The 26009-nt window shown below is 46.5% G+C and carries 24 protein-coding genes; 16 read left to right on the top strand and 8 right to left on the bottom strand.

The window, feature by feature from the left end:
* Positions 1-48: 48 nt before the first annotated feature.
* Both DMB88_RS29060 and DMB88_RS29055 read right to left on the bottom strand, forming a co-directional pair.
* Positions 49-834, bottom strand: coding sequence for an ABC transporter ATP-binding protein (locus DMB88_RS29060; RefSeq protein WP_128104079.1), 786 nt, complete (start codon positions 832-834; stop codon positions 49-51).
* A 64-nt stretch (positions 835-898) separates the two neighbouring features.
* Entirely contained in the window at positions 899-2122 is a 1224-nt protein-coding gene (locus tag DMB88_RS29055; RefSeq protein ID WP_128104078.1) for an MFS transporter, read from the bottom strand.
* Between the two features lie 116 nt (positions 2123-2238).
* Between DMB88_RS29055 and DMB88_RS29050 the strand changes: the two genes are divergently transcribed.
* The 8 genes from DMB88_RS29050 (at position 2239) to DMB88_RS29015 (ending at position 10133) form a co-directional block, all read left to right on the top strand.
* The gene (locus tag DMB88_RS29050; protein ID WP_164848818.1) at positions 2239-3042 is read left to right on the top strand and encodes a helix-turn-helix domain-containing protein; all 804 of its coding nucleotides are present in this window, start codon (positions 2239-2241) and stop codon (positions 3040-3042) included.
* Positions 3043-3374: 332 nt separating this feature from the next.
* Positions 3375-4292, top strand: a complete 918-nt coding sequence (locus DMB88_RS29045; RefSeq protein ID WP_251383214.1) for an ABC transporter permease — start codon at positions 3375-3377, stop codon at positions 4290-4292.
* A 26-nt stretch (positions 4293-4318) separates the two neighbouring features.
* Positions 4319-5200, top strand: coding sequence for a carbohydrate ABC transporter permease (locus DMB88_RS29040; RefSeq protein ID WP_056703312.1), 882 nt, complete (start codon positions 4319-4321; stop codon positions 5198-5200).
* Between the two features lie 56 nt (positions 5201-5256).
* Entirely contained in the window at positions 5257-6852 is a 1596-nt protein-coding gene (locus DMB88_RS29035; protein ID WP_128104076.1) for an extracellular solute-binding protein, read from the top strand.
* 32 nt (positions 6853-6884) lie between these two features.
* On the top strand, positions 6885-7658 hold the full coding sequence (locus DMB88_RS29030) for a LacI family DNA-binding transcriptional regulator (protein WP_164848817.1): 774 nt from the start codon (positions 6885-6887) through the stop codon (positions 7656-7658).
* Positions 7637-7870 carry a substrate-binding domain-containing protein gene (locus DMB88_RS29025; protein WP_164848816.1) on the top strand — a complete coding sequence of 78 codons (234 nt, stop codon included), beginning with the start codon at positions 7637-7639 and terminating at the stop codon, positions 7868-7870. Before DMB88_RS29030 ends, DMB88_RS29025 begins: the two co-directional genes overlap by 22 nt.
* Before the next feature lie 80 nt (positions 7871-7950).
* Entirely contained in the window at positions 7951-9063 is a 1113-nt protein-coding gene (locus DMB88_RS29020; protein WP_128104073.1) for a glycoside hydrolase family 88/105 protein, read from the top strand.
* The gene (locus DMB88_RS29015; RefSeq protein ID WP_128104072.1) at positions 9060-10133 is read left to right on the top strand and encodes a pectinesterase family protein; all 1074 of its coding nucleotides are present in this window, start codon (positions 9060-9062) and stop codon (positions 10131-10133) included. Before DMB88_RS29020 ends, DMB88_RS29015 begins: the two co-directional genes overlap by 4 nt.
* Positions 10134-10314: 181 nt before the next feature.
* On the opposite strand, the gene DMB88_RS29010 is transcribed toward DMB88_RS29015, so the two are convergent.
* Positions 10315-11163 carry an aldo/keto reductase gene (locus tag DMB88_RS29010; protein WP_128104071.1) on the bottom strand — a complete coding sequence of 283 codons (849 nt, stop codon included), beginning with the start codon at positions 11161-11163 and terminating at the stop codon, positions 10315-10317.
* A gap of 202 nt (positions 11164-11365) precedes the next feature.
* The gene (locus DMB88_RS29005; RefSeq protein ID WP_128104070.1) at positions 11366-12565 is read right to left on the bottom strand and encodes an MFS transporter; all 1200 of its coding nucleotides are present in this window, start codon (positions 12563-12565) and stop codon (positions 11366-11368) included.
* 152 nt (positions 12566-12717) lie between these two features.
* On the opposite strand from DMB88_RS29005, the gene DMB88_RS29000 reads away from it, so the two are divergent.
* The 3 genes from DMB88_RS29000 to DMB88_RS28990 all read left to right on the top strand — a co-directional run bounded on the left by DMB88_RS29000 (position 12718) and on the right by DMB88_RS28990 (position 14456).
* The gene (locus DMB88_RS29000) at positions 12718-13116 is read left to right on the top strand and encodes a winged helix-turn-helix transcriptional regulator (RefSeq protein ID WP_128104069.1); all 399 of its coding nucleotides are present in this window, start codon (positions 12718-12720) and stop codon (positions 13114-13116) included.
* Complete coding sequence (locus DMB88_RS28995; RefSeq protein WP_128104068.1) at positions 13113-13790, top strand: TIGR00266 family protein; 678 nt, start codon at positions 13113-13115, stop codon at positions 13788-13790. Before DMB88_RS29000 ends, DMB88_RS28995 begins: the two co-directional genes overlap by 4 nt.
* Before the next feature lie 210 nt (positions 13791-14000).
* Positions 14001-14456, top strand: coding sequence for a MarR family winged helix-turn-helix transcriptional regulator (locus tag DMB88_RS28990; protein WP_128104067.1), 456 nt, complete (start codon positions 14001-14003; stop codon positions 14454-14456).
* 214 nt (positions 14457-14670) lie between these two features.
* On the opposite strand, the gene DMB88_RS28985 is transcribed toward DMB88_RS28990, so the two are convergent.
* Positions 14671-15648, bottom strand: coding sequence for an aldo/keto reductase (locus DMB88_RS28985; protein WP_128104661.1), 978 nt, complete (start codon positions 15646-15648; stop codon positions 14671-14673).
* A 124-nt stretch (positions 15649-15772) separates the two neighbouring features.
* Between DMB88_RS28985 and DMB88_RS28980 the strand changes: the two genes are divergently transcribed.
* The gene (locus DMB88_RS28980) at positions 15773-16813 is read left to right on the top strand and encodes an LCP family protein (protein ID WP_128104066.1); all 1041 of its coding nucleotides are present in this window, start codon (positions 15773-15775) and stop codon (positions 16811-16813) included.
* Positions 16814-17068: 255 nt separating this feature from the next.
* The gene (locus tag DMB88_RS28975; protein ID WP_128104065.1) at positions 17069-19672 is read left to right on the top strand and encodes a DUF2339 domain-containing protein; all 2604 of its coding nucleotides are present in this window, start codon (positions 17069-17071) and stop codon (positions 19670-19672) included.
* 86 nt (positions 19673-19758) lie between these two features.
* On the opposite strand, the gene DMB88_RS28970 is transcribed toward DMB88_RS28975, so the two are convergent.
* Both DMB88_RS28970 and DMB88_RS30395 read right to left on the bottom strand, forming a co-directional pair.
* Entirely contained in the window at positions 19759-20076 is a 318-nt protein-coding gene (locus DMB88_RS28970) for a hypothetical protein (RefSeq protein WP_128104064.1), read from the bottom strand.
* 107 nt (positions 20077-20183) lie between these two features.
* Positions 20184-20339, bottom strand: a complete 156-nt coding sequence (locus tag DMB88_RS30395) for a hypothetical protein (RefSeq protein WP_164848815.1) — start codon at positions 20337-20339, stop codon at positions 20184-20186.
* A 403-nt stretch (positions 20340-20742) separates the two neighbouring features.
* On the opposite strand from DMB88_RS30395, the gene DMB88_RS28965 reads away from it, so the two are divergent.
* From DMB88_RS28965 to DMB88_RS28955, 3 genes are all read left to right on the top strand, one after another.
* The gene (locus DMB88_RS28965) at positions 20743-21414 is read left to right on the top strand and encodes an FHA domain-containing protein (RefSeq protein WP_128104063.1); all 672 of its coding nucleotides are present in this window, start codon (positions 20743-20745) and stop codon (positions 21412-21414) included.
* A 366-nt stretch (positions 21415-21780) separates the two neighbouring features.
* On the top strand, positions 21781-22713 hold the full coding sequence (locus DMB88_RS28960) for a bifunctional helix-turn-helix transcriptional regulator/GNAT family N-acetyltransferase (protein ID WP_128104062.1): 933 nt from the start codon (positions 21781-21783) through the stop codon (positions 22711-22713).
* Positions 22714-22935: 222 nt separating this feature from the next.
* Entirely contained in the window at positions 22936-23514 is a 579-nt protein-coding gene (locus DMB88_RS28955) for a class I SAM-dependent methyltransferase (RefSeq protein ID WP_128104061.1), read from the top strand.
* Positions 23515-23698: 184 nt separating this feature from the next.
* On the opposite strand, the gene DMB88_RS28950 is transcribed toward DMB88_RS28955, so the two are convergent.
* The gene (locus DMB88_RS28950; RefSeq protein ID WP_128104060.1) at positions 23699-25972 is read right to left on the bottom strand and encodes a carbohydrate-binding domain-containing protein; all 2274 of its coding nucleotides are present in this window, start codon (positions 25970-25972) and stop codon (positions 23699-23701) included.
* Positions 25973-26009 lie beyond the last annotated feature (37 nt).

Here is a 26009-nt window from a genome sequence, read left to right as displayed (position 1 = left end):
CAGAAATGTGTGTACAACATAGCAATAGATGTTGATGAAATAAGCTAATTATTGTTCTGCTGCCCTGACATACACACGATCCCCATGTCGATCAACCTCAACTGGAGCTTCGAAGAATTGACTGAGCACGTCGGCATTCATCAACTCGCTGGTTAACCCCTGGTTTACAACCTCACCTCTACGAAGTAGCAGACTATGGCTAAATACAGGCAAAATCTCTTCTGTATGATGTGTAACATAAATGAGAGAAGGAGCATCAGGACGCAGGGTCAGATTATGAATGCTCTCCAGTAGTCGTTCTCTAGAGAATAGATCAAGGCCATTGCAAGGCTCGTCCAGAATCAGGATACGTGGGTTGGCCATCAGCGCTCTCGCAATGAGTAGCTTCTGCTTCTCCCCTTGAGAACATGTGCGATACTCTCGATCCCATAGATGTTGGCAGCCGAGCGTATTCATCAGCTCTTTCGCCTGTTCGAGATCCTCATCCGAACATTGATCATACAGCCCAATGGTGGCATGCTTTCCACTAATAACAACATGCTGCGTTCGGTCGCTTCCATGTAATTTCTCCTGTAGTGAAGAGCTGACCCATCCAATCGACTTCCGAAGCTGCCGCAAATCGACATCCCCGTAGGCATGTCCAAGCACAGAGATCTTACCTTCAGACGGCCATTGATAGCCGGTAATCATGTTAAGCAGTGTCGTTTTCCCTGAACCATTCAGACCGAGAAGTGCCCAATGCTCACCCTTGCGGACGGACCAACGGACATCATTCAACAAGGTAAGCGCTCCTCTTCGCCAGGACACGTGCTGCACATCAATTATCATATTCATTCCTTCTTTCTGTATCCTCGCTTTATTTATTGTAGTCACAAAAAGGGGAAGGTTTCAACGGTCATCACGCTGTTCTTGTTCGATCCCTGCGCAGAAATACAGCACACACACCAAGCAGTGGTAAAAACGAACATAACTTGATAACAAACGCAACGCTGGTCACATCAATTAAAGAACCTAACACAACCGAGCCAAGTCCAGCCATGCCAAACGACAGGCCAAAAAACAATCCGGATACCGTTCCAATATGACGAGGAAGCAATTCCTGTGCATAAACAATGATGACGCTGAAGCCGGACATCAGAATTAGTCCAATCATTCCGCACAACACCATGGACAGGACGGGTCCTGCATAAGGCAGTAACAGGGAGAACGGTGCGGTGCCCGCAATGGAGAACCAGATCATCGGTTTACGTCCATAGCGATCAGCGAGTGGGCCGCCGAGCAGGGTTCCGACCATGCCTGCGAATTGCAGAACGAACAGACAGATCTGCGCTTGGGAGAGAGGCAAGTGATACGCGTCGGCATAATAGAAGGCGTAGTATCCGGTCATGCCAGCGATATATACGAACTTGGAGAACAGCAGCAGGATGAGAATTCCCATTGTAAAAGCGATGAATCCCCTGCTCATAGGTCGAGCTACCGACTCTGCGCCGCTTGATTTTAGAGGCTGTTGCTGACGAATGCGAGTCTCGGCAAGCTTGTCTCTGTACCAGCGACTGACATAAGACTGAATAACAATGCCGATCAGGGCAAAACCCATCAGCCACAGAAAACTACGCTGCCCATGTGGCAGCAGGATAAAGGCAACCAGCAATGGAGCAAGTGCCTGCCCCGTGTTGCCTCCTACCTGGAAGATCGACTGCGCCATGCCGCGTCCACGTCCGGCTGCCATATGCGCCACGCGTGAGGATTCGGGATGGAGGATGGATGAGCCGATACCAATCAGTGCTGCCGAAACAAGCAGCATCCATAACTCGGAAGACAAGGCTAAGCCAAGAACACCGACCAGGGAGAATAACATGCCTCCGGGGAGCAGGATGGGCATTGGCCTACGATCTGACATATAACCGACCAGTGGCTGAAGAACGGATGCGGTAATATTCAGGGTGAAGGCAATCCAGCCCATCTGGGCGAAACTGAGCTGCATGGTCTGCTGGAACAGCGGGAACGCGGATGGAACAACCGTCTGCACCGCATCATTCAGCAGATGGGCGAAACTAACTCCGGCGAGTGCCCAATTGGCGGAGGAGTTGATTTGCATTTTGCTTAAAGTGGCCTGAGCCATGGGAGATCACCTCGAATTATTTTTTTCTATGATAAAAGATGGGGCAGATCATGTCTTTGTGAAAAGTGCTTGGAAAGTGAGCACGATTTGCTATAATGTCAGCAGGTGAGGAAACGATGGAATTAAACATGACGCTAAATGGGTTGGAATTATGGAAAGCTACTGGTGGATTCGCGAATGAGCCTCATGTACATAACGACTGGTATCAGCTAACTCTGCCGGTCAGAGGCCAATGTTATCTGGTACAGGAACAGCATGCATACCCTCTGAAAGCAGGCATGGGGATTGTTGCCCATCCTCAAATGGAGCATAATTTTGAAATAGGTTCAGATTCGGCTGTCATAGTGATCAAGTTCCGTAAACCGCCTTTAGGAAGTTACGAAGGCGCGGAGTTAAGTGGGGGACGGACTGAGTTTCGGCTTGCCCAGACTTTCGATCCTGCGGAGATCAGTAGCTTGTTTCGAAGCTGGCATTCCATTTTGTTAGATGACATGCCCGATTTGCTGCGAGTACAGGAAACAGAACTAGCGATTGAGACATATCTAAGACGTATGTTGATGGGGCAGGAAAATGAAATAGAAACGGTAGATACCGGTACATTCATTGATCCTCATCTCCGCCGAGTGCTTGATTACATTCACAGTGCCTACACAGGCCCAATGGATATTGATTCGATGGCGGTGGTTGCGCATCAGAGCCGGTATCATTTTATGCGTTCTTTCAAGGCTCTTACGGGATCAACACCTTATCAATATTTGCTGAATTTGCGGGTAGAAGAAGCGTCCAGAAGGCTCCGCCTTACGACTGATTCAGTAACCACAATCAGTTATGAGCTGGGATTCTCCAGCGTCAGCCAGTTGTATAGAGCTTTTCAGCGAGTGTATGTTATGACACCGATGGAATATCGGAATCAGGTCTAAATTATCATGGGCAGTCTCGCGTATGCGAGACTGCATTCAAGAAAGTTACAGCTGGAAACTGATTTTTGTTGTTGCCAAACAAGTTAGACTTTGCTAAGATGATTAAAAGTTTATGTAAGCGTATACATTTAAGTTAAAATTACAACGTTGTAATTATGGACGTAGATTATTAACCCAGCTTCACACCATCAGAGTATATAGCACTTTATGCTAATTTAATAATGTTTATTAACTATAATAAATTTGCTGAGTAGGTGTGATTATGGAAAAAAGATTTAATTCTATCCAAAAATTCAAACGTTGTAATTTTATTTCGAGGGGATTGATTCAAGGTGAAAAAACGGATGTCCACGTTGTTCAGCCTAGTCAAACGGGATAAGTATTTGCTGCTTATGTTCTCTCCAATCTTTCTGTATTACGTGATTTTCATGTACGTCCCCATGCCGGGCATTCTGCTCGCCTTTCGGAATTTCATCCCCGGTCAGGGAATGTTCAGTGGGGAATGGGTTGGTCTAAGGTGGTTTGATCAGTTTGTGAATTCCATCTACTTCTGGAGGCTGCTACGCAACACGTTCCTACTCGCCTTCCTGCCGCTTCTATTCGGATTCTCCATCCCCATCCTGTTCGCTGTCTGTATCGTTGAGATCAAGAATCGAACCTTCAAGCGATTTGCCCAGACCGTAACTTATCTTCCGCACTTTATCTCCACCGTCGTTGTTGCAGGCATGATTATCAATTTTCTGTCCCCTACAGACGGAATCGTCAACACCCTGATCGCCAAGCTTGGTATGGAAAAAGTGAACTTCATGATGGACGCCGGATGGTTCCGCACCATCTTCACCAGCTCGGATATATGGCAGAGCTTCGGCTTCAGCTCCATTATCTACATTGCCGCAATTATGGGCATAGACCCTGAGATGTATGATTCCGGCAAGATTGATGGAGTCAACAAATTTCAAGAGCTGTGGCATCTGACTCTTCCAAGTATCAAACCAACGATTGTCATTCTGTTGCTCCTGTCGCTAGGTGGAATTATGAGCGTAGGCTTCGAGAAAGTATATCTGCTCTATAACGGAGCTACCTACGAGACGGCCGATGTATTATCCACTTACGTATACCGGATGGGGATTGAAGGGCAGAATTACGGTTTTGCAACAGCTGTAGGTCTGTTTAACTCCATCATCACGTTTGTGCTTGTATTTGCAGCCAATTCAATGACTCGGCGATTGACCAAGATGTCACTCTGGTAAGACCATTCCCCCAAAGGAGATCTGATATGCAAAAATCGAGAAGTGACCGGTTATTCTATGCATTTATCTATTTGCTGACCATCTTGGCAGTCGCTGTTACGTTATATCCTTTTCTGTACGTTGTTAGTATTTCATTCAGTTCGGTGGAAGCCATCGACAAACAACAAGTGGTCTTGTGGCCTGTAGGCTTTACGCTATCGGGTTATAAAATGGTGCTGCAATATAGCGAGTTATGGGTCTCTTTTTACAATACCCTGTGGTACACCGTCGTAGGTACGCTGCTCAATATTGTAGCGACCTGTTTAGCGGCATTCCCGTTATCCAGACAGCAATTTTTCCTGCGTAGAAAGTTGAACTTTTTCATCGCCTTTACGATGTATTTCTCGGGTGGACTCATTCCCGTCTACATGTTGATTACATCTCTCGGACTGTACAATACACGCTGGGTCATGGTGTTGCCTGTGCTGGTCATTACATTTAACGTGATGATCTGTCGCTCTGCATTTGAAGGCATTCCGAATGAGATTTTCGAGAGCGCAAGCATCGACGGTGCCAACGAAATGACCATGCTATACCGCCTGGCGGTGCCTATTATCAAGCCAACATTAGCTGTTCTAACGCTGTATTATGCCGTATTTCACTGGAACAATTTCTTCTCTGCGCTACTATATCTCGGCAAGCAGGATATGCAGCCCTTACAGATGTTCTTACGCCGAGTATTGATCATGGCCTCACCTGAGGTGATGCAGAAGATGGGAGGTACCATGACTTCAGGTGCGCTGGCAGTCTCAACACTTCAAGTCCGGTACGTATCTATTGTGGTCAGCATTCTGCCGATTGTATCGATCTACCCATTTATCCAACGGTACTTCGTCAAGGGGATTACCCTCGGAGCCGTGAAAGGATAGCCTTACAACTTGATCACCGTATGACCCAGGTTGTTCATAACAAGGAGGATTAGCGGATGAGAATTAGAGGAGCAGGAAGAAAAAGTGTCATTGCAGCAATATTGGCAATCAGTTTAGCAGGATGTAGTGGCGGCGCAGGAACAGGAACCGATGCAGAGAATGCCCCAACAAGCTCAGAACCAGCATTCAATTACACCGGAGCAGGGCCGGTGACCGATCAGCCTGATGCGAAGCTGTCCATTCTTGGAACGAATGCGTGGACGACCAACGTTGATCTATCTACCGCCGCCATTGTCAAAAAAATTGAGAGTAATGCAGGGGTTGAGGTTGATTGGGATCTGATTCCGCCCCAGAACTATGCGGATGCAGTCAATCCACGGCTGGCAGCAGGCACTGGCTTACCAGATATCGTCTACTTGCCGGATCAGGATCAGCTTATGAAATACATTAATAGTGGATTGTTTATTCCACTGAATGAGCTGGTGGATAAGTACGGGGTGAACCTCAAAAAAATATATGAACAATCCCCCTCTGTCAAAGCCAGTTTAACAACGCCAGATGGTAAAATGTATTATGTGCCACAGCAAACGCTGACCAAAAACTATATGCCTGTATTTATGCTTAATCAGCGCTGGCTGAAGAAGCTCGGCTTGAACGAGCCAACAACGCTGGATGAGTTCACAGCAATGCTGCGCAAATTCAAGACCGATGATCCGAATGGCAATGGGCAGGCGGATGAAATTCCATTGTCCATGGAATCCAAGTTTATTCCGATGGCATTTGGACCAGTATTTGGTTTGGATCTGTCGAACCAATTCTACGCTGACGATCAAGGCAAGGTCCATTTCAGCTATTATGAGCCTGCCTATAAGGAATATTTGACCTATCTGAACGGGCTTTATAAGGAAGGTCTGCTCGGTGTAGATTATGCCAGCACAACGAGTGATCAGGTAACTTCTCGGATCTCGCAGGATTTAACAGGTGCAACGTTTAATTTTAGTTGGTATATGTCGATGGTCTACAGTCCGCTGTACAAGGATTACGACCCGGCTGAGCCCATTTTCAAAGGTATCCTGCCGTTAAAAGGGCCGCATGGTGACCAGTTCTATATTGGACGTACACCGGTGAGTGGCATTTTCGGGATTACCCGGGACAGTAAAAATCCAGAGCTAGCTTTCCGTTTCCTGGATTATGCGGTAAGTGAGGAAGCACAGACGTATTACACATGGGGCATCAAGGATGACACATACACCGAAGAAAATGGCGTAAAGACCTTCACGGATAAAGGTAAAGACAACGAATACATTCAGAAGCTCGGTATTGGGCCGGTCAATCTGCCGAATATCCAATCTACCGATTCTGCGGATTCCGTCGTAGCAGAGTGGCATGCCAAGCTTGATAAGGAAATGGAACCGTATATCCGTGAGCCCTTCCCGTTTGTGTATGCTCTGCCAGATGAAGCTAGCGTAGAGAGCATGTCCATGCCGGATATTACGACATATGTGGAAGAAATGAACTTCAAGTTTATTAGTGGAGATACAAGTCTAGATCAGTTCGATAGTTATATTGAAACATTAAAGAAAATGAACATTGAGCAAGTTATTGCCGGCAGACAGGCGCAATATGACCGGTATAAGGCTGCACAGCAATAAGTTTCCCAAGGTATGAGAGGTGTTGATTGATTTTGATAACCATTAAGGACATTGCCAAACTGGCAGGGGTGAGCTATAGCACGGTATCCAAGGCGCTCAACGGTGATCCTCGAATCAAACCTGCGACGAGACAGAAAGTGCTCGCGGTGGCAGAGAAGCACCAGTATCGAAAAAACATTATGGCTCAGCAGCTCTCCACTGGCAGAAGCAACATCATTGGCTTTGTTCTTGATGAACTGAGCAATCCATTGTTCTCCAACATATCAGGCAATTTGCATGCGGAACTCAAGAAACGGGGCTACCAGATGATCCTCGTTGTAGCGGATGATGGAGTGGATATATTCAGTCAGTTACGTGTGGACGGCTGTATCCTCTGGGATTACGCGCTCGAAGATCGGGAAGCCTTCTGGAAAAAGTTCGCTACCTTGAACATGCCTTGTTTTGTACTCGGTACGGATGAAGCCCCGAATTCACCTTACATCAAGATTGATCGCAAAGAAGGAATCTACAAGGCTGTACAGCACCTTCAATCCCTGGGACATAGTCGAATCGGATTCATCGGAAACTCCCAGAATATCAAGCTGGAGGGATACCGGGAAGCGTTGCAGCGTACAGGTCTTGAATTTGAACCTCACGATGTGTTGCCTGCGCACTCATCGTGGGAGGACGGATATTTTGCCATTCGAAATTATTCATTTGGGTCGGAATCACCAACAGCGTTTATCGGGCTGAACAACCTGGTGACCCGGGGGCGCTGCGTGCGCTTCTCGAAGCCGGTTATAACGTGCCTAAGGATATATCATTAATTGGTTATGATGATCTGCCGGATATGCAGTACGCCGAAGTCGCGCTCACCACGATTGGTCCACCGCTGGAGGAACTGGCGGCACAGGCAGCAGAGTTAATCGTATCGTTGATTCGCGGCGAGCAGAGGGAGTATCCGGTGGTGATTCAACCGCAGCTGAATCACCGCAGTTCAACGGCAGTTTCTCGGAAGCGATTACCTGAACATCAATAACGAATAACAGGTATTTTGGTCGTTTGAGGATCGAGTTTGCAATATACATTACCGTATCACATCCTAGGAGGTTGGTTTTTATGCCAATACAGACGCAGTTATCCTGGTCTGAACGAATAGCAGAGACAATTGTAGAGCAATGTGACAATGACGGTTATCATGCATTTCCTTCTGAACGCTGGGCTTATGTTCAAGGCATGACTCTTATGGCGATGGCGCAAACGGGTGAACAGTATGGCAGAGGCGAATATATCGATTTTATGAAGCGGCATATGGATCTATATATTCATAAGGATGGTTCGATCGCGACGTATTCGCTTGAAGAATACAACCTGGATCAGATTAATCAGGGTAAGAATCTATTTCGGCTGATGGAAGATGCCGAAGATCAGCGTTATGAGGAAGCGGCGCATCTACTCGCGGCACAACTGGCGGGGCAGCCAAGAACATCGGAAGGTGGCTTTTGGCACAAAAAAATCTATCCATTCCAGATGTGGCTGGATGGACTGTACATGTCCTCCCCTTTTCTCGCACAATACGCGAAAAAATTCAATCGCCCGGAATTATGGGATGAGGTCGCTCATCAGATTTTGCTGGTTGAACGTAAGACACGTGATCCGCGAACAGGTCTGCTCTATCATGGATGGGATGAATCGAAGGAGCAGGTGTGGGCAGACTCTACGACAGGATGTTCCGCACACTTCTGGAGTCGAGCTATGGGTTGGTATGCGATGGCCATCGTGGACAGTATAGAACATTTCCCAATCCATCACCCGAAGCGGGGAACGATTATTGGTATCTTCGAGCGGATGTGTAACGCATTGGTACGCGTGCAGGAGCAGGATAGTGGTCTTTGGTTCCAGGTGCTGGATCAAGGGTTCCGCAAAGGCAACTATCTGGAAGCTTCAGGTTCCAGTATGTTTGTGTATGCACTCGCTAAAGGTGTGCGCTTGCGTTATTTGGAGCCACAGTTCAAGCAAGCGGCTGAGAAAGGATGGCAAGGTCTAACATCTCGGTTGGTAGAAGAGACGGCAGATGGGGTGAAGCTGAACAGCATATGTCATGGGGCAGGACTCAGTCTTGATCGAGACGGATCGTACAGCTATTACGTAAGTGAGCAGATAGTTAGTGACTCCTTCATGGGTACAGCACCACTGCTACTGGCCGCGCTGGAAATGGAGCGATTGTCATGACAAAACCCATGCTGCCACCCACAGATTCGAACCAGGACACCTTGTGTTATACCGTGGCAACTGACGGAAGTGGTGATTACAAGACCATTCAGGCTGCGATTGATGCAATTCCTGATCATTCTAAAGGCAGGCTAGAGATTCGCATTAAGCCAGGTGTGTATGTTGAGAAGCTGCATATTGAGAAGCCTATGGTTCACCTCATCGGTGAGGGAGCCGAGCAGACGATCATCACGTATGATGACTATGCCCTCAAGACGTTCCCGAATGGCGAGCTTTATCATACCTTTCACTCTTATACTGTGCTTGTTGGGTCTGATGACTTTACCGCAGAAGGACTCTCGTTCGTAAACTCAGCGGGGCCAGGGAAGGTGGTTGGTCAGGCTCTAGCCATCTATGTTGATGGAGACCGGGCAGCCTTCCGGAACTGCCGATTCATTGGGCACCAGGATACAATCTTCACCGGGCCGCTCCCGGAGCAACCGTTAGATCGAAGCTTTTTTGGCGGTCCTCGCGATGGGGCTGAGCGGCGTAAGCTACGACAGTATTATGAAGGCTGCTACATTGAGGGCGATGTAGATTTTATTTTTGGCTCGGCGACAGCGGTATTCAAAGATTGTGAGATCTTCTCTAAAGTTCGTGTGTCTGGTACGGATCAGGCAAAGGCAGAAGTGCAGGGCTATGTTACCGCAGCTTCCACGCCTGAAGATGTGAAGTATGGTTATGTGTTCATTGACTGTGATCTGACCAGCAACGCACCTCCTGAATCGGTGTATCTTGGGCGGCCTTGGCGCAATTACGCAAAAGTGTGCTTCCTCAAGTGCTGGATTGGAGCCCATGTGAAGCAGGAAGGCTGGCATAACTGGAATAAAACAGATGCAGAGAGCACGGTGGTATTCGCAGAATATAACAGTTCAGGGCCAGGAAAGGCACAAGCAGGAGCTCGTGTACCTTGGGCGAACCTTCTAACGGATGAGGAAGCGGCTGAATATACGGTACCTCTTATTTTGTCGGGTGAGGATGATTGGCAACCTTTCCGTGCCTCCACCCCGATTCAGAAGCCAAGCGGTTAGCATACTTATCCGCATGTGTCCGTGAATCATATTTTAGCTGTAGAGAGCGTTGCTCTCGTATTAACTATATTCCCTACATTGAAGTTTCTGAGATTGTACGAAAAGCCTCCATACCTTACGCCATGGCGTAGATATGGAGGCTTTATGGATATGATTAACTGGAGATATCTAATTTAACCCATTAGAAATTAAAGTTATCCGGGTCAGGGCCAACGCGTTGATCTTCATTCAGCGCATTGATTCGTTCCATCTCTTCAGAAGATAGCTCGAAATCATAGATCGAAGCATTCTCTTCAATGCGATGCGCCTTAGTGGATTTCGGAATCGTAATGACACCGTTTTGTAGATCCCAACGCAAAATGATCTGTGCAACGGATTTACCTTTTGCTGATGCAATCTCTGTAAGCACTGGGTTGTCCAACAGCTGACCCTGCATGAGCGGCGACCATGCTTCAAGTTGAATGTTGTGTTCTTCACAGAAAGCTTTCAGTTTCATCTGCGTCAGACGAGGGTGGTATTCCACCTGATTCACCATAGGGGTGATCGTAGCGTCCTGCATGAGATCCTGCAAATGATGAATCTGGAAGTTACTTACTCCGATTGCTCTAATCCGTCCAGCTTGGTAAAGCTCCTCGATGGCTTTCCATGCAGCTTTGTATTTACCCGCTTTTGGCCAGTGAATCAGATATAGATCTAAGACGTCGAGTCCCAGCTTATTCATCGTTGTATCAAAAGCGGCAAGTGTTTCTTCGTATCCAAGGTCGGCATTCCATACTTTGGACGTGATAAAGAGGTCTTCGCGCTTAAGGTTGTTCTCTTGTAATGCTTCAGCAATCGCTTGCCCTACGCCAGCTTCATTGCCATATACCGCAGCAGTATCAATACTGCGATAACCATGTTTAATGGCATGTTTAACCGCTGAGATTAATTCTGCTCCTTCTTCTACTTTAAATACACCGAGTCCAAACCAAGGCATGTGAACGCCGTTATGCAATGTTGTTGTCGATTGTAGGTTATGTGCTGTTGTCATTAAAATGTCCTCCTTGATGTGTATACAATTCGTTACTTCATGCAGAATTGCTATTATTTCATGATACAAAATCAAATCATAGTAGATCAAATTGGAATCAACGTATATTATATAACTATACACTTTTTTGAAACCGGTTCCCTACTCAAGATAAGCTCCTAGATTAGAGAGTATCTTGATTCGTAGACTTTAATGAGAGACGTTACTCATGAGCCGGTACATTCATTTCTTTACGGTTCAGTACTCTCGCCCAAGCGGTTAGGATGACCGCAACGAGCACCATAAGTGCACCTACCCATGTTGTATGGATTAAGCCTATGGAGTCGGTGATTACACCACCGAGATAGGCGCCAATGGCAATACCTGCGTTAAAGGCGGCGATGTTAAATGCTGAGGCTACGTCTTTCGCCTGCGGTGCATACCGCTCTGCGAGTGTCACTACATGCATCTGTAATCCGGGTACATTCATGAAAGCAAGCAGCCCCATCCCTAGAATGGTAACCAATGCTGCTGTTTGGAAGGGAACTGTGAAATATAGTATACCCAGAATGACGGTTTGGATCATAAACATGTAAAAAAGTGCCCGCAGTGGACTACGGTTGGCTGCTTTTCCACCAAGGATATTACCGATTGCAATAGCGATGCCGTACACAAGCAGAATGAGTGCCACCGTTTGCTCAGCGTACCCGCTAATATCATGCAATAGTGGAGACAGATAGGTGAAGACAACAAACGTTCCTCCATAGCCGACGGCTGTAATGGCAAAAGCAAGCAGCAATCGTCCATTGGTCACAAGTTTCAGCTGGTTCCGGAAGGCCGTGCGTGTGCCGCGCTCCAGTGTGGAGGGCACGAGCAGCAGATTGCCGACCAAAGCGATGAGCCCGATGACCACGATCAGGATAAAAGCTGCACGCCAACCCAAGTGCTGACCAATGAGGGTACCCAGAGGTACACCGGTAACGGTCGCAATGGTCAGACCGGAGAACATGATGGCGATCGCGCTAGCTCTACGATTGGCGGGTACAAGATCTGCTGCAATGGTTGAACCGATCGACATGAACACACCATGGGACAGAGCCGTGATGATCCGAGCAATAAGCAACAGCGTAACCCCGCTAGATAATGCCGCAAGCGTGTTGCCGGCAATAAAAACAAGCATGATTGCAAGTAACAACGTTTTGCGTGAGATAGTAGACGTTAGAGAGGTCAGGATGGGTGCCCCAAACGTCACGCCAAGTGCATATAAGGTAACGGTTAATCCCGCTGTGGTTACAGATATGCCTAGATCGTCTGCAATAAGCGGCAACAGACCTACGCTGATAAACTCCGTGGTGCCGATGGCAAATGCACTAATTGCGAGTGCCAGCAGCGCGAAAGTACTTCGTTTGGAACTTTGTAACATATATAGCTCAACTCCCTGGAATGTGGATTTACGTACTGGCAAATGCTATTATGAGATATTCCATACAAAATGAATAGTACGTACTTTTTAGTACCATACGTACTTTTTGGTGCCTATACCGTTAATGAAATTCACCAGGGAGGAGATATACCATGGAGAGGAAGAAGTACAACATTTCTGTTGAGGCAACCCTTGAGGTTATCGGCGGGAAATGGAAATGTGTGATTTTATGCCATCTGACCCACGGGAAGAAACGCACCAGTGATCTGAAGCGCATTATGCCCGCCATTACACAGAAGATGCTGACACAGCAATTGAGAGAGCTTGAGGATGATGGCATTGTGAATCGAATCGTGTATAACCAGGTTCCACCGAAGGTGGAGTATGAATTAAGCGATTATGGTCGGAGTTTGGAACCGATACTCAATGCATTATGCAATTGGGGCGATCAGCATATCGTAAGAGAATATGGCGATAAGGCTTTGGTGTTAGAGGACAATGGATTGAATGATTTTGGTTCTGAAGACCACAAGGAGCTGATGAAGCAATGAATTATGAGATTCTGCATCAAGGTGCGTTTGCTATGCTCAAGGTTAATCTGGAGCGCGGAGAACGGTTCAAGGCTGAGAGTGGAGCGATGGTATCTATGACCCCTACGCTTGAACTGAGAGGCTCTGCGGAAGGCGGCATGTTCGCAGGGTTTGGACGCATGATTAGTGGGGAGAAGTTCTTCTTTCAAGAGCTTACGGCAACTGGAGGATCGGGAGAGGTTCTATTATCCCCTGCAAGCATGGGAGATGTTCAAGTGGTTGAGTTAGACGGATCATACTCTCTTTATGTTCAGAAGGATGGATTTCTCGCGGGTACTGAAGGTATTCAGGTGAATAGCAAAATGCAGAATCTCAAAAAAGGTCTCTTTTCGGGAGAAGGATTCTTCATTATTGAGATCAGTGGTCGGGGAACGGTATTTCTGTCCTCGTATGGTGCAATCCATGCCATTCATCTGGCTGCGGGCGAAGAGGTGATCGTTGATAATGCGCATCTCGTTGCATGGCCTCAGTATATGAATTATCGCATTGAGAAGGCATCACAGGGCTGGCTGTCCAGCGTAACTAGTGGAGAAGGATTGGTATGCCGGTTCAGGGGAGAAGGAACGGTCTTGATCCAGAGTCGCAATCCGCAGGGGTTCGGACAATGGGTGAAGCAATTTATCCCTTCACGCTAAACAGACATGAAATAAGCTGCAAAGTTGCAACGGATAGGATGGCAAAAACGTTATAACAATAATTAATCTGTAATGCCTAGATATAGTGGTTGTCCCAAAGCGTGATAAAGCCGCCATGAGCCGGTTCTTGTGACGACCATTATTCTGTACTATTCTCTAGTATATGAAATTTAAGTAGAATTCTAAGGCATCGATGATGGAGGAATTGAGATGAGTTCACAGTTTAAAAATGCAAATGAAAGTCCAGGACACCTGCTATGGCAGGTTACAACCATGTGGAGTAAGGAAATGAGACGGGTTCTAGAGCCGCTTGGGTTAACACACCCACAATTTGTACTTCTACATGGATGCTTATGGTTGAATGAACGCGATGAAGAGGGTAATGGTATTACTCAGGTTCAAATTTCCCAATTTACTAATGTTGATGTTAATGTCACATCCCAAGTTCTTCGTGCGCTTGAAAAGAGAGGGCTGATTCAACGTACTCGTCATAAGACGGATACACGAGCAAATATTATTTCTACAACTCCAGAGGGCACGGCTCTTGCGAATCGGGGGATTCAGGTTGTAGAGGCTGCGGACAAGGCGTTTTTTGATCTGGTAAGTGATCGTAAGGAAGAGTATATGGATATTTTACGTGAGTTTATTAATCATAAATCCGAATAACGGACTTTATTGGATTTTGTATACATTATTAAACTACACATTGTAGTGAGAGAAGAAGATTATCCTACATAAAATCATACTCAACCATTGAAAACCTCCCTGACGTTGCAGCCGGGAGGTTATTTATTTTGGGCTTTAATTATTTTGCTAAACTAGCTCATAGCTTAAGAGAAATTATGATGAACTATGAACGGTTGCAAGTTTAGATTCATGGTTATTCAGTTAGCCGGTAGGTTGCAAAAGGCTCCCTATGACGGAACGAATCACTAAGCTGATCCAGTTCAGCCATCATGTCGGATGTCAGCTTGAGATCAAGGCTCTGGAGATTGTGCTCCAGTTGTTCTGTACGTGTGGCTCCAACGATCACCGTTGAAACGGCCGGACGTGCCAGTAGCCAAGCGAGGGATAATACACTCGGGGAACAACCATGTTCTGCCGCTTTCTCGCTAACCTGTTGTCCTAAATGAATATTGTGCTCCAGCAGAAAACGATTGAAAGATGGATCGGTATCTGCCCTAGAGCCGGATGGTACAGCTTGTTCTCCATTGTACTTGCCAGTCAGGATACCGCCAGCCAGCGGGAAATACGGGATAATGCCGACGCCTTGATCCAGGCAAAGTGGTACCAATTCAAGCTCAGGTGTACGGTCAGCGAGGGAATAGCTTGTTTGCGTTGAAATATAACAGACGTAGCCCTTCAACTCGCTTGTGCCGAGAGCTTTCATCAGCTCCCATGCGGCATAGTTGGATGCCCCGATGTAACGGACTTTGCCGGAGGATACCATGTCATCCAGCGTGCGCAACGTTTCATCGAGCGGTGTATGCGGATCGAAGGTATGGATCTGGTACAGATCAATATAGTCCGTCCGCAGACGACGGAGACTCTGCTCCAGCTCTTGTTGCAAATGATAGCGGGAGGAACCCCGCCCATGAGGACCATCGTGCCGGGGTAGTCCGGCCTTGGTAGCAAGCACAGCGTTTTCCCGTTTGCCTGCAAGGGCTTGTCCAATAATTCGTTCGGATTCGGTGCCAGCATAGATGTTAGCGGTATCGATGAAGTTAATCCCTTGATCCAGTGCGGCATGAATAATACGGGTAGACGTCGATTCGTCAGCACGTTTGCCGAATGCATTGGTGCCTAGACCAAGTGCAGATACGCGTAGGCCGCTGTTGCCTAAATGTCGAAATTCCATCATGTATCGCTCCTTTTTGTGCCATATCTTATCATGGCGATTATAACCTAATCTATTGAAATGGTGTTATTAATATAGTTAAATGATTGTTAGAAACCGCTCTTATAGAGTTAAAGGAGAAATCATGGAAAACAGTGCAGCTCATCTAACCAGACGGAAGCCAAAGAAACCGAAGAAGAGATGGAAGAAGCCCCTGATCATTACCCTGAGTGTTCTTGTCTTGTTAGGCGGACTGGGATTTATTTATCAAAAACAACTGGTCTTACTGGCATTTAACATGTTCGCCTCAAATACCGTGAAGGAAGCACTGGATGATTCCTACAAACCAGCGGGTAATGAAGATGCACCCGTTGTGGAACATACCGATCCATTCTCGCTGCTACTGCTCGGAATCGATCAACGTGACAACGAACCAAGTCGTTCGGATACCATCATCTACTCCGTTGTTCGTCCAGAAGATAATAAAGTACTGTTACTGTCCATTCCGCGTGACTCCTATACGGAAATCGTAGGTCGGGATGTAAAATCGAAGATTAATTCAGCGTATGCCCACGGTGAGGCCAAGATGGCTATGGATACTGTGGAGAAGCTGCTGGAGAATAAAGTAGACTTCTATGCGGCCATTAACTTTAATGGTCTGAAAGATATTGTTGATGCGGTAGGCGGTGTTGAGCTGCCAATCAAGAAAAATATTGAGAACAAGCTAAAGACGCATGAAAAGCTGTTCGTCGAAGCGAACAAACCGATCTATAACGGAGAGGAAGCGCTGGGATATGTGCGTTATCGTGAAGATTCCGATTTTAACCGGACGATGCGTCATCGGATTTTTCTTAATGCATTCATGAATCGTGCCCTTGAGGTCAAAAACCTAACTAAGATCCCGGATGTCATCAAGATTGCTGGCTCCAACTTTACAACAAATATGAACTCTGATTTTATTGTGAAGTTTGCCGAGTCATTGTACATGAAAGATAGCATTCCTACGATCAGCAATTATATGTTACAGGGTACGGGTGCGATGCGTGGCGGTGTCTGGTATTACGATCTATCGGAAGAAGATCTGCAACATGTACGGACAATGATTGCCAGCTGGCTTGATCCAGATGCGACCGAAATTATTGAACCAAGCACAGATGATACAACAGAATCGACAGATGCGGCATAAAAGAGGTTGTTCAAAAAGCTTACTTTTGATTACGAAGGACGCCTGACGGCATCTCAGCATCGAATATAATGGATTCGAGTACAGATTGTGTGAAATATAAGCCTGAAGAAGCTCATTGCTTCTTGGGCTTTTTTTTGTTTTGTCACAAAGGATGGGTAAGGATTAGCGGAGTTATTGCAACATTTACATCTTTTTCAGACCGCAATAGAGTAAAATATAGGAAAACAAATCAACATCGACCAATGGAGGAAAGGTATGAAGGAGTTCAAGGATCGGCTTCATCAGGTGCAAGAGCAACAGAAGCAGTTGGTTAAGGAGTATAACGAACTGCTTCAGGATTACCAATCCGATGATCTGATTGTACAGAACGAACAATTGCGCGAGCAGTCTGAGGCGTATAAGCTCAAGCTGAAACAGTTGGAGATTCGGGCGCGTCAGATGGAAGAAGAGAATGGCCGCCTTCGGATGGCGCTGTCTGAACAGATGCTGGATGAGAAGTTGAATCTGATCCGTGTATCGAAGGAGAAAATGGAGACGTATTTCCGGGGGAAGACAGCTGTACATCATGATCGGCTGGAGGCTCATGAGCATCGTACCAAAGCGAATCTTAATGCCATCTATAACCGGGCTGCCGAGGGGCTGCAAGAAGATGAGCATGAGATCAAGGAACGTATTGCATATTTAGCTGCGGAAGTAAGAGAGCGGATAGAGCGGCAACGGCAAACGCTGTGGGAGCGGGAAGAAGCGATACGTCAGCAGATGCATCAAGGATATGATCATATGGCTGCGGAAGAGCTGAGTGAGGAGACGATTAAGCAACGCATTCGCCAAAACCGGATGGAGATGAGGATTGGCTTAAGTTGGATCAACAAGGTGGCCATTTTACTCCTTATTCTGGGTGTGGGTGCAGCATTCCGCTACTCCTATTCCACGTGGTTCAGTGATCAGATGAAAGGTACAGCCTTTTTCTTATTAGGTGTACTCATGCTCGCTGGGGGAGAGTGGTTGTTCCGCCGTAAGCGGCAGACGTTTGCCATGGGACTGTTAGGTGGAGGCATATCCATCCTGTTTGGGTCCATTTTCTACAGTTACTTCTTGCTGCATATCATTGGACTGTATACGGCTCTAGGGTTATCTGTTCTTGTATCAGCGGTATCTGTTGTGCTGTCGCTGAGGTATCAATCCAAAACAATCTGTACGCTAGGACTCGTCGGAGGTTATTTACCGTTATTTTCATACATGGGGTATTTCGGGCTGGAAGGACGCGCCGTTTATGCGGCGATGATCTATTTGCTGCTCTTAAATGGGATTATCGTTCTGATCTCGTTTGGTAAACGTTGGCCCATTGTGCATTATATCAGCTTCTTGTTCAACACACCGTCGATGCTCATTCTGCTGTGGTTATCGCCGAGTAATATCGTAGCCATGTTGTATTCGGTTGTGACGTTTGCGTTGTATCTGGGCATCACGCTGGCTTATCCATTCAAACATCGAGTGAAACTAACCTGGTGGGACTTCGCCTTGCTCGCCATGAATACAAGTATCAGCTGTCTCATGCTCTATGTACTGTTCAGGGCAGAGGGCTGGGAGGATGCACAAGGGCTGCTGGCTCTAGTGTTCTGTCTGGTTTACTTCGGGCTGGCGCGATTCGTCCGTCGTCATATGGTGCAAGAAAGACAGACGATTCTGTTGTTCTACATCACTTCGTTAACCTTTGCGGTTCTGATTATACCGTTCCAGTTTGGAGCAGAATGGTTGTCCTTGGGTTGGTTAATCGAAGGAATTCTACTTATCACCCTTGGTCATCTGAAGCGATTCAAAGCGGTGGAACGTGCCGGATGGGGCGTGGTGCTGCTCTGCATCGTTACCTTTATCTATATTGATGTGCTCGTGATGTTCATCATGGGAATGCAGTCTCACTTTATGCTGAAGTATTCCTGTATCACATTTGGTTCGCTGGCGATTACGCTGTATTATTCATTTGTTCAACGGGGCTCGTTGTCATCCTCAGGAATGCTGCGTTATCACACAGTAGAGCGTGGCTTCCTGCAAGGATTCCAATACGTTACGCTGGTGAACCTATGGTTCTATGTTCTGTATGAATCGAATGAACTGTATAGCAGAGCTGTGGATGATAGCTTCCCGTTATACCTGTTCTACAAATTCATTCTGTTTGCCTCGCTGACGATTGCGTTAGCCTATGGACTGAGCAAAGTAAAGTCGTTACAAGGTCGATTTGTACGCTACTACACGAACATTCTACATGCTGTGGGTTACTGCATAGCGCTAGCGGTAACGTTGAATCTGCCAGCCTTGCAACCTGATGTCCAGCAACATACGGCTGCCGAGATTGTGGGACTTATTGTACTGATCATCTTCAATGTGGGGGTATTCTTCGCAGGAAGAGATCTGTTAATTACAGCTATCCGTGGGCAGTTCAAAAGTATTGAATGGTATCCTGTCATTGCAGGAGTCTACCTGTTAGGTGTAATCACCGTCTTCATGACGGTGCAGTTCCAATGGGGGGATGTGGGGCTGCTCTTCAGCCTAATCTACCTGATTCTTGCCATCCTCTACATTGCCTACGGTTTCCGTAGAAAATATGTGATGATTCGCCGTCTGGGTCTAGGTCTAACCCTGCTGGCTACAGGCAAGATGGTATTCTATGATGTTAGTTTGCTGACCGCGGGCAGTAAGATTATCGCTTATTTCAGCTTTGGTATCTTACTCTTGGGCATCTCTTATCTGTATCAAAAGGTTTCGAGCAAGATGGAGGAAGTTCAGCCTAGGGAAAGTGCAGTGAAGGCTGAGGATGATGGTAATGGTAATGGTTCAACTGATCCGGGAGAAAATAAATGAGGTTTCACAGCGTGCAACAAAATAAATGAATATATCTCACTTACTTCCACTGAAACGGTGCTTTGGTGGAAGTAAGTTTTTTTATTTTAACTATTGTATTCAGGGAAGGCTAACGCCTGTTTACTTATAGAATCATAGCTTACGAATATAGGAAAATACTTGGGGATGACTGTAAAGGAGTGTTGTTCTCTATGTTGATCCGTATAGAACACATCGTAGTTCCCGAATTGCGGACTGTATTCTATGTTTTGATACGTAAAGGTTGATCCATAGTTGACCAATACATATATTTTGGATGCAAAAATAGCGGTTTGCTGCTGAATTGGAGGGATCTGTTCAAGAAGAATAACAACAAGCGCAACTATGAAAAATATCTTTATTTGTTTCAACCGGTTACCTTTCATCTCATGATTACCTCCCTGTTATCCTTCCACTGAATTCTCCCCTGCCTAATATGACATTCGTGAAACGTTTTGTACAGGAGCCTCGTTTATAATAAGGTACTACCGCTTTAAGGCTGACTGTTCATTCGAAGCCATGAGATTTCGGAGGCGGATGTATCTTTTGGTGATAAACCACCATCCTCAGTTACGCGAGACAATACAGTTAAGGTGATAGATAGAGCGAAGGCAAGTAGCACGTATATTAAAATGGTTTTTTTCTTCATGGGAAATACCTCTCTTGTTGGATAAGCTAAAGCATCTGTCCGGCCGTTATGAGAAAAAAAGCACAACGTCTGGTATAGTAGAGAAAAGCATAGAACGACGCCATGTATACACTATATAAATTGTCATGAATGCAAACAATGGAACAAATCTGATGAAGTTATCATTATTATTTGAACGAACATATATGTTCGCTCAGCATTTACAGTGGAACGGAGAGGACAGAAACAAACTGAAGAAGCGAAGCGTTCGCCTTTATCCCAGGATTTCCCCTTTGAAAAAGGGATTCAAAAAAATCCGGGGATAACAGCGATCGGAGGTTGTTCTGTCATCGGAGTGCAACTGTAAATACTCCTTAGTTGAACATATATAGAGAGAGAGTGAATTTTGAAGGTGGGGAATAACATGCGGGAGACGGCAAAAATCGTCATTCGTACACCTGGACAGGAAAGTGACGGTTCATTTGCTTATGTACGGCAAGGGCGCTCCATAACGGTGGGGCGTTACACAGGAGGTAGTGAGCTGGATCTGTCCGTGTACAATCAGATGATTTCCAAACGGCACTGCCGTATTCATTATGATGCACAGTTTCAGCTGTGGGTCGAGGATCTGGATAGTAAAAATGGAACGGAGTTGAATGGGCAACGCCTTGTTCCATATGAGAGGTATCCTTTTGCAGAAGGGGATAGTCTGACGCTGGTGAATGGACTGATCCAGCTTCGGATGGAGAACGATTTGGAGGAGACGAGGGAGTATCGCCTTTCTGACCTACTCGGTGAAGGAGTTAGAGTGCATGACCATATGCAAACCGTACAGGTCGGTGAGGTGGAGATCCCGTTATCGAAGAAGGAATTCCAGCTGTTCAAATTACTTTATAGTCAGCTAGACCATTTTGTGACGCGTGAGCAGATTGTCAGTCAGGTATGGCCTGAACGTAGCATATTGGAAAGTGAACCGGTGGGGATCGATGAGATTAACTCCTTGATCTACCGGACGAACCGCAAGCTCGGCATTCATTTTACGATCAAATCGGTGTATAAGAAGGGCGTGTACATGAAATCTCATGTACCTGATTAAAGTAAATGGCTTCCTCCGTAATCCTGATGGGTCGGAGGAAGCCTTTTTATTTATGATAGGGTGACCTTATTGTGCAGTTCGAGCACTCAGAGCAAGTCAGTATAATAGAAAAATGCAATCAATGAGGCCAGATAAGCGCTAATGCTTGTCTGTTTTTTTTTGTAGCTACGAAGGATGCATGCTGCTCTTTTGAAATGACTTATTCTATACCGCCTATCGTGTGCTCTTCTTATTCAGGAGCGCAACTTAGCGTTGATATGGGATTCAAGCCTAACTGAATTTATTTGACTAAGTCAATTAAATTGAATACAGTGTATATAGTTGACTTAGTCAAATAATATACTAGGTATCATTTAGGAGGCTTGCATGAATTCATATACATCGATCATTCCTATCATCCGCCAATTTAACCGATTCTACACAAAGGTACTTGGCCTGCTGGATAAACACTTGCTCGACAGCGACTTTTCTCTATCGGAAGTGCGGGTTCTTTATGAGATTGGCCATTCCGAGCACTGCACAGCTAGCATGCTCATCGAGCAACTTCGTCTGGATCCGGGGTATTTGAGCCGAATGTTGAAACGGTTTGAAAAGTTGGGGTTAAGTTACCGTGTACAATCCAAAGAAGATGGAAGATCATCACTGCTGTATCTTTCAGAATTTGGAAAAGAAACACTGGCTCGGATGGACGCGTTATCCGATGAACAGATACGCAATATGATCCTCGAATTGCCCGATCAGAGCCAACGAAGCATTGCCAGAAGCATGACGGTCATTGAGAGGGAGTTGTCTAGTGAACCTACAGAACGGAGAATACATGTCCGAACCGAGCTGAAACCGGGAGACGTCGGAGCACTGATTCAACTACACGGCTGGGTCTATGCCAAGGAATGCGGCTATAACCACACATTTGAAGCATATGTCTGCAAAACGTTTTATGATTTTCTGCAAACCTACAGCCCGGACAAGGATCGGTTCTGGTTGGTAGAATCGGATCATGAAATTGTCGGTAGTATCGCGGTTATTGGTCATCCGGGGGAGAGAGCCCAAATTCGTTGGTTTATCTTGCATACAGATTATCGGGGGATGGGGATTGGGAAGAAGCTCATTCAAGAGGCTATCACATACTGCCGGGAAAAAGGATACCGAGATGTCTTTCTGGAAACAACGGATGATCAGAAGACAGCCATCGCTATGTATACAAAAGCAGGGTTCGTCAAAACCCTAGAACAAGAGAACATGGGTTGGGGCACGCATCACATCGAACAAACCTATGAACTGCATCTTCATGAAGAATAATTTCGTTATGATAAATATGTACGGGTCTCTTTCAAGATAATTTTTCAATAATATTATTAAACGGGTATGCACGAGTACTGTAGTATAATGAGAGAACCTGCTGGAAAGGAAGCTGTGAACAGGTTCGTGAAATTGAACGAAAGAGGCTGCTTCCGTAGTCCTGCTGGATCGCGAAATAGCGCTATTTAATCAACATCTTTAATCCCTAAAGGATGAGGTTATATGTTCATTATTCCATTCATTCCATGGCTGCTCGCCGTGATTACCTTAATTGCTGTCCTGTCGATCGTGCTCGTTAGCTGGAAAAATGGAATCTCCCCGATGCCCACGTCCCGATTGGTCAGACGCGTCGTCATTCAGGAGGTGAATCGCATTCCTGGTTATGGTGATGTCATTGAGGCGGGTTCCGGGTGGGGTACACTCGGCTTGGATGTGGTACGGTATTGTCCGGGTAAACGGCTTACGGGTATCGAAAATTCTCTCCTGCCTCTGTGGGTCTCCCAAGGAATAGCATATCTGAGTGTACGCTTCCGTGAGGCCAAAGGTCGACAACAATCCATGAAGGGTAGACTGCGGTTCATCCGCGGCAATATCTACAATAGCTCCTATGAACATGCCGACTGCGTCATCTGTTATTTGTTTCCTGGGGCGATGGAGCGATTGCTGGACAAGTTCATACGTGAATTGCCGCCAGGTGCAAGAGTGATTAGTGTCTGTTTTGCATTGCCAGGCAAGGTGCCGCTTCGCACGATTACTTGCCCGGATGCATTGCGTACGAAGGTGTACGTCTATGTGTTCTAAGGCAATACAACGGTGGGGACTCTGTTCTGAAAAATACGGATGATCATATGCAAAAGGATGTATATGAACGAACAAAGGCTCCGAACACACTCTTTAAGTGGATTCGGAGCCTTACGTTTAGCTTGGAACAGATACGTTGTTTATTAAGTTATTGCATAGATTCAAATTTGAGTTAACTCGTTGTTTATTTTGCCGAATCGGTTGTACTTGTGCTGTCAGAAGTAGTGCCAGATTGTCCGCGGCCTCTTCCACCTCCGAATCCACCTTGACCATTACCTCCGCCAAAACCGCCCATGCCTGACTGAGCTGTAGTGACACCTGATTCATTGACCCAAGTTACATTGCTTGTGGATTGGAATGCGACGATTTTAGTTCCGCCGCTATAGGTGCCATCTGTGTACAGTCCATCCACGGCTGTGCCTGTAGAAGTTCCGCCAGAGTAGATGACATAAGATCCGTCTGCTTTTAGGTCAGGGGAGCTAACGACTACGGATTGGTAATCCTTCGCTGGAGCGAATGTCAGAATGTTGTTGCCTTCACTGTCTTCGACATGAACGAGTGTTCCTGCTTTTTGAGTGGAAGGGAATGTCATGACAATTGCATTTTGAGTGGACGCATCAGATGTACCTTGTGCCATGCCTGAACTTCCGGCTGCGACCAGATATCCGCCGCTCATCTCAAATGTGCCATCATAGTCGAGTGCTCCATTGCCATTGTCTGTTGGACCATTGACGATTACGGTACCACCTGTCATATAGATCGAACCGTTCGCATCCAGCCCGTCACCGCCTGCATTTACGGTGAGTGATCCGCCGTTAATATGCAATTCGTTGTTGCCAGACGATTCACCCGGCATACCACCAGGTCCACCGTTTTGTTGTGTTGCATTCGTGCCAGTCTGATCAGTAGTGGATGTCGTACCTGTTGTACCCGTGTTTTGGCTAGTTTCAGTAGTTGCTGTAGTTGTAGTCTCTTCACCACCAGCTGCATTAACGCCATCATCGGATGCTGTGACATCCACATTGCCATCATTCAGTGTAATGATTGCACCTTCGAGTCCTTCATAACTGTTCGCGATCGTGATATCTCCACCATTAATGGTAAGTGCCTGATCTGCATGGATTCCGTCATCGCCAGACTTTAAGCTGAACGTCCCGTCATTTACTGTGACATTACTGTTGCTGTGCAGAGAGTCATCCATGGAATCGATTGTATACGTACCACCGTTAACGGTGAGATCGGTACCTGCTTTGAGCGCTTTGGCGCTGATGGATTCCTCTTCCGTTGTCGTGGTGGCTGTGTCTGCATCGGCATTGGTTTCCGTCGTTGCTGTATTGGCAGAGCTGGATGCAGCTGCGTTGTTGGTGCCTGCTGCAGCATTCCCGCCAGCATTATCCGGCATATCGGCAGGATGCTCGCCATCCGGCGGTGTACCCATATCGGTAGGTGGTGTACCCATGTCTGTTGGAGGTGTGCCACCTCCGAATCCACCGCCACCGCCGCCAAACGGTCTTTCCTCTACTTTGGCTGGTGCATTTGCACTTCCACCAGCAGTTACGATATTGTATGTGCCGCCATCCGTAACAAGGGCAGTCTCAGCCTGAATACCGTCGCTACCACTTTCAATGTTGAAGGTACCATCTGCAATGGCGACAAAACCTTTAGAGGTATCCGTATCATTAGTGGATTTAATGCCATCCCCTTCTGCATCGATAGTGATTGTTCCTGCCTGAATCGCAACCATGTCTTTACCTTTAATGCCATCATCGGCAGCCTTAACATTGATTGTGCCACTGATAATTTTCAGATCATCCTTACTCGTAATACCCTCATTATAGTTACCTGTGACTGTTAATTGGCCTGTACCGTTAAATGTCAGATCCGCTTTGCTGAAGATCGCTGCATCCGGCTCGTCCGTCGTATCATCGGCGTATACGTATGTTTTGCCATCTGAAACTTCGTTTTTCGTTCCTTTTTCAAGTGTAATGACGGCTTTGCCAGCCTTCTGAATGTAGATGCCTGCACTATCGTTATCATTAATCTTTGCCCCGTTCAATACGAGGTGTACGACACCTTTATCGGCAACGTTGACGATAATTTGCCCATCTGTCAGCTCACCGCTAAGCACATACGTACCGGCTTCTGAGATCGTTACCGTACCGTTTGCCACTTTAGCTCCCGATCCAGTCACTGCTGCGGTTGTTCCGTTCAGTTTGATGATGGTGGAGTCCGCTTCGGTCCAGCTCACATTGGTATCATCTGCATCGAGTGAGACCAGGTCGGCGAACTTGACGGAAGTTTGTTCACTCACGGAGACAGTTTTGGTGGTTCCTGTCGTTGTTGTTGTTGCTGCATTGGCGGTTGTATTCGTTGCAGCTGGGGCGCTGCATGCTGTCACAAGTGCAGTAATCATCGCTATAGACCACAGTTTGCTGCCGGCTATCATTTTTTTCTTCATATTATATCGATCCCTTCAAATTTAAATTAATAGAGCT

It is taken from the genome of Paenibacillus sp. DCT19 (genome assembly GCF_003268635.1).
In the GTDB taxonomy this organism is placed as follows: Bacteria; Bacillota; Bacilli; order Paenibacillales; family Paenibacillaceae; genus Paenibacillus.
Note: the sequence above shows the minus strand (reverse complement) of the source record. Positions and strands in the feature narration are given on the sequence as shown.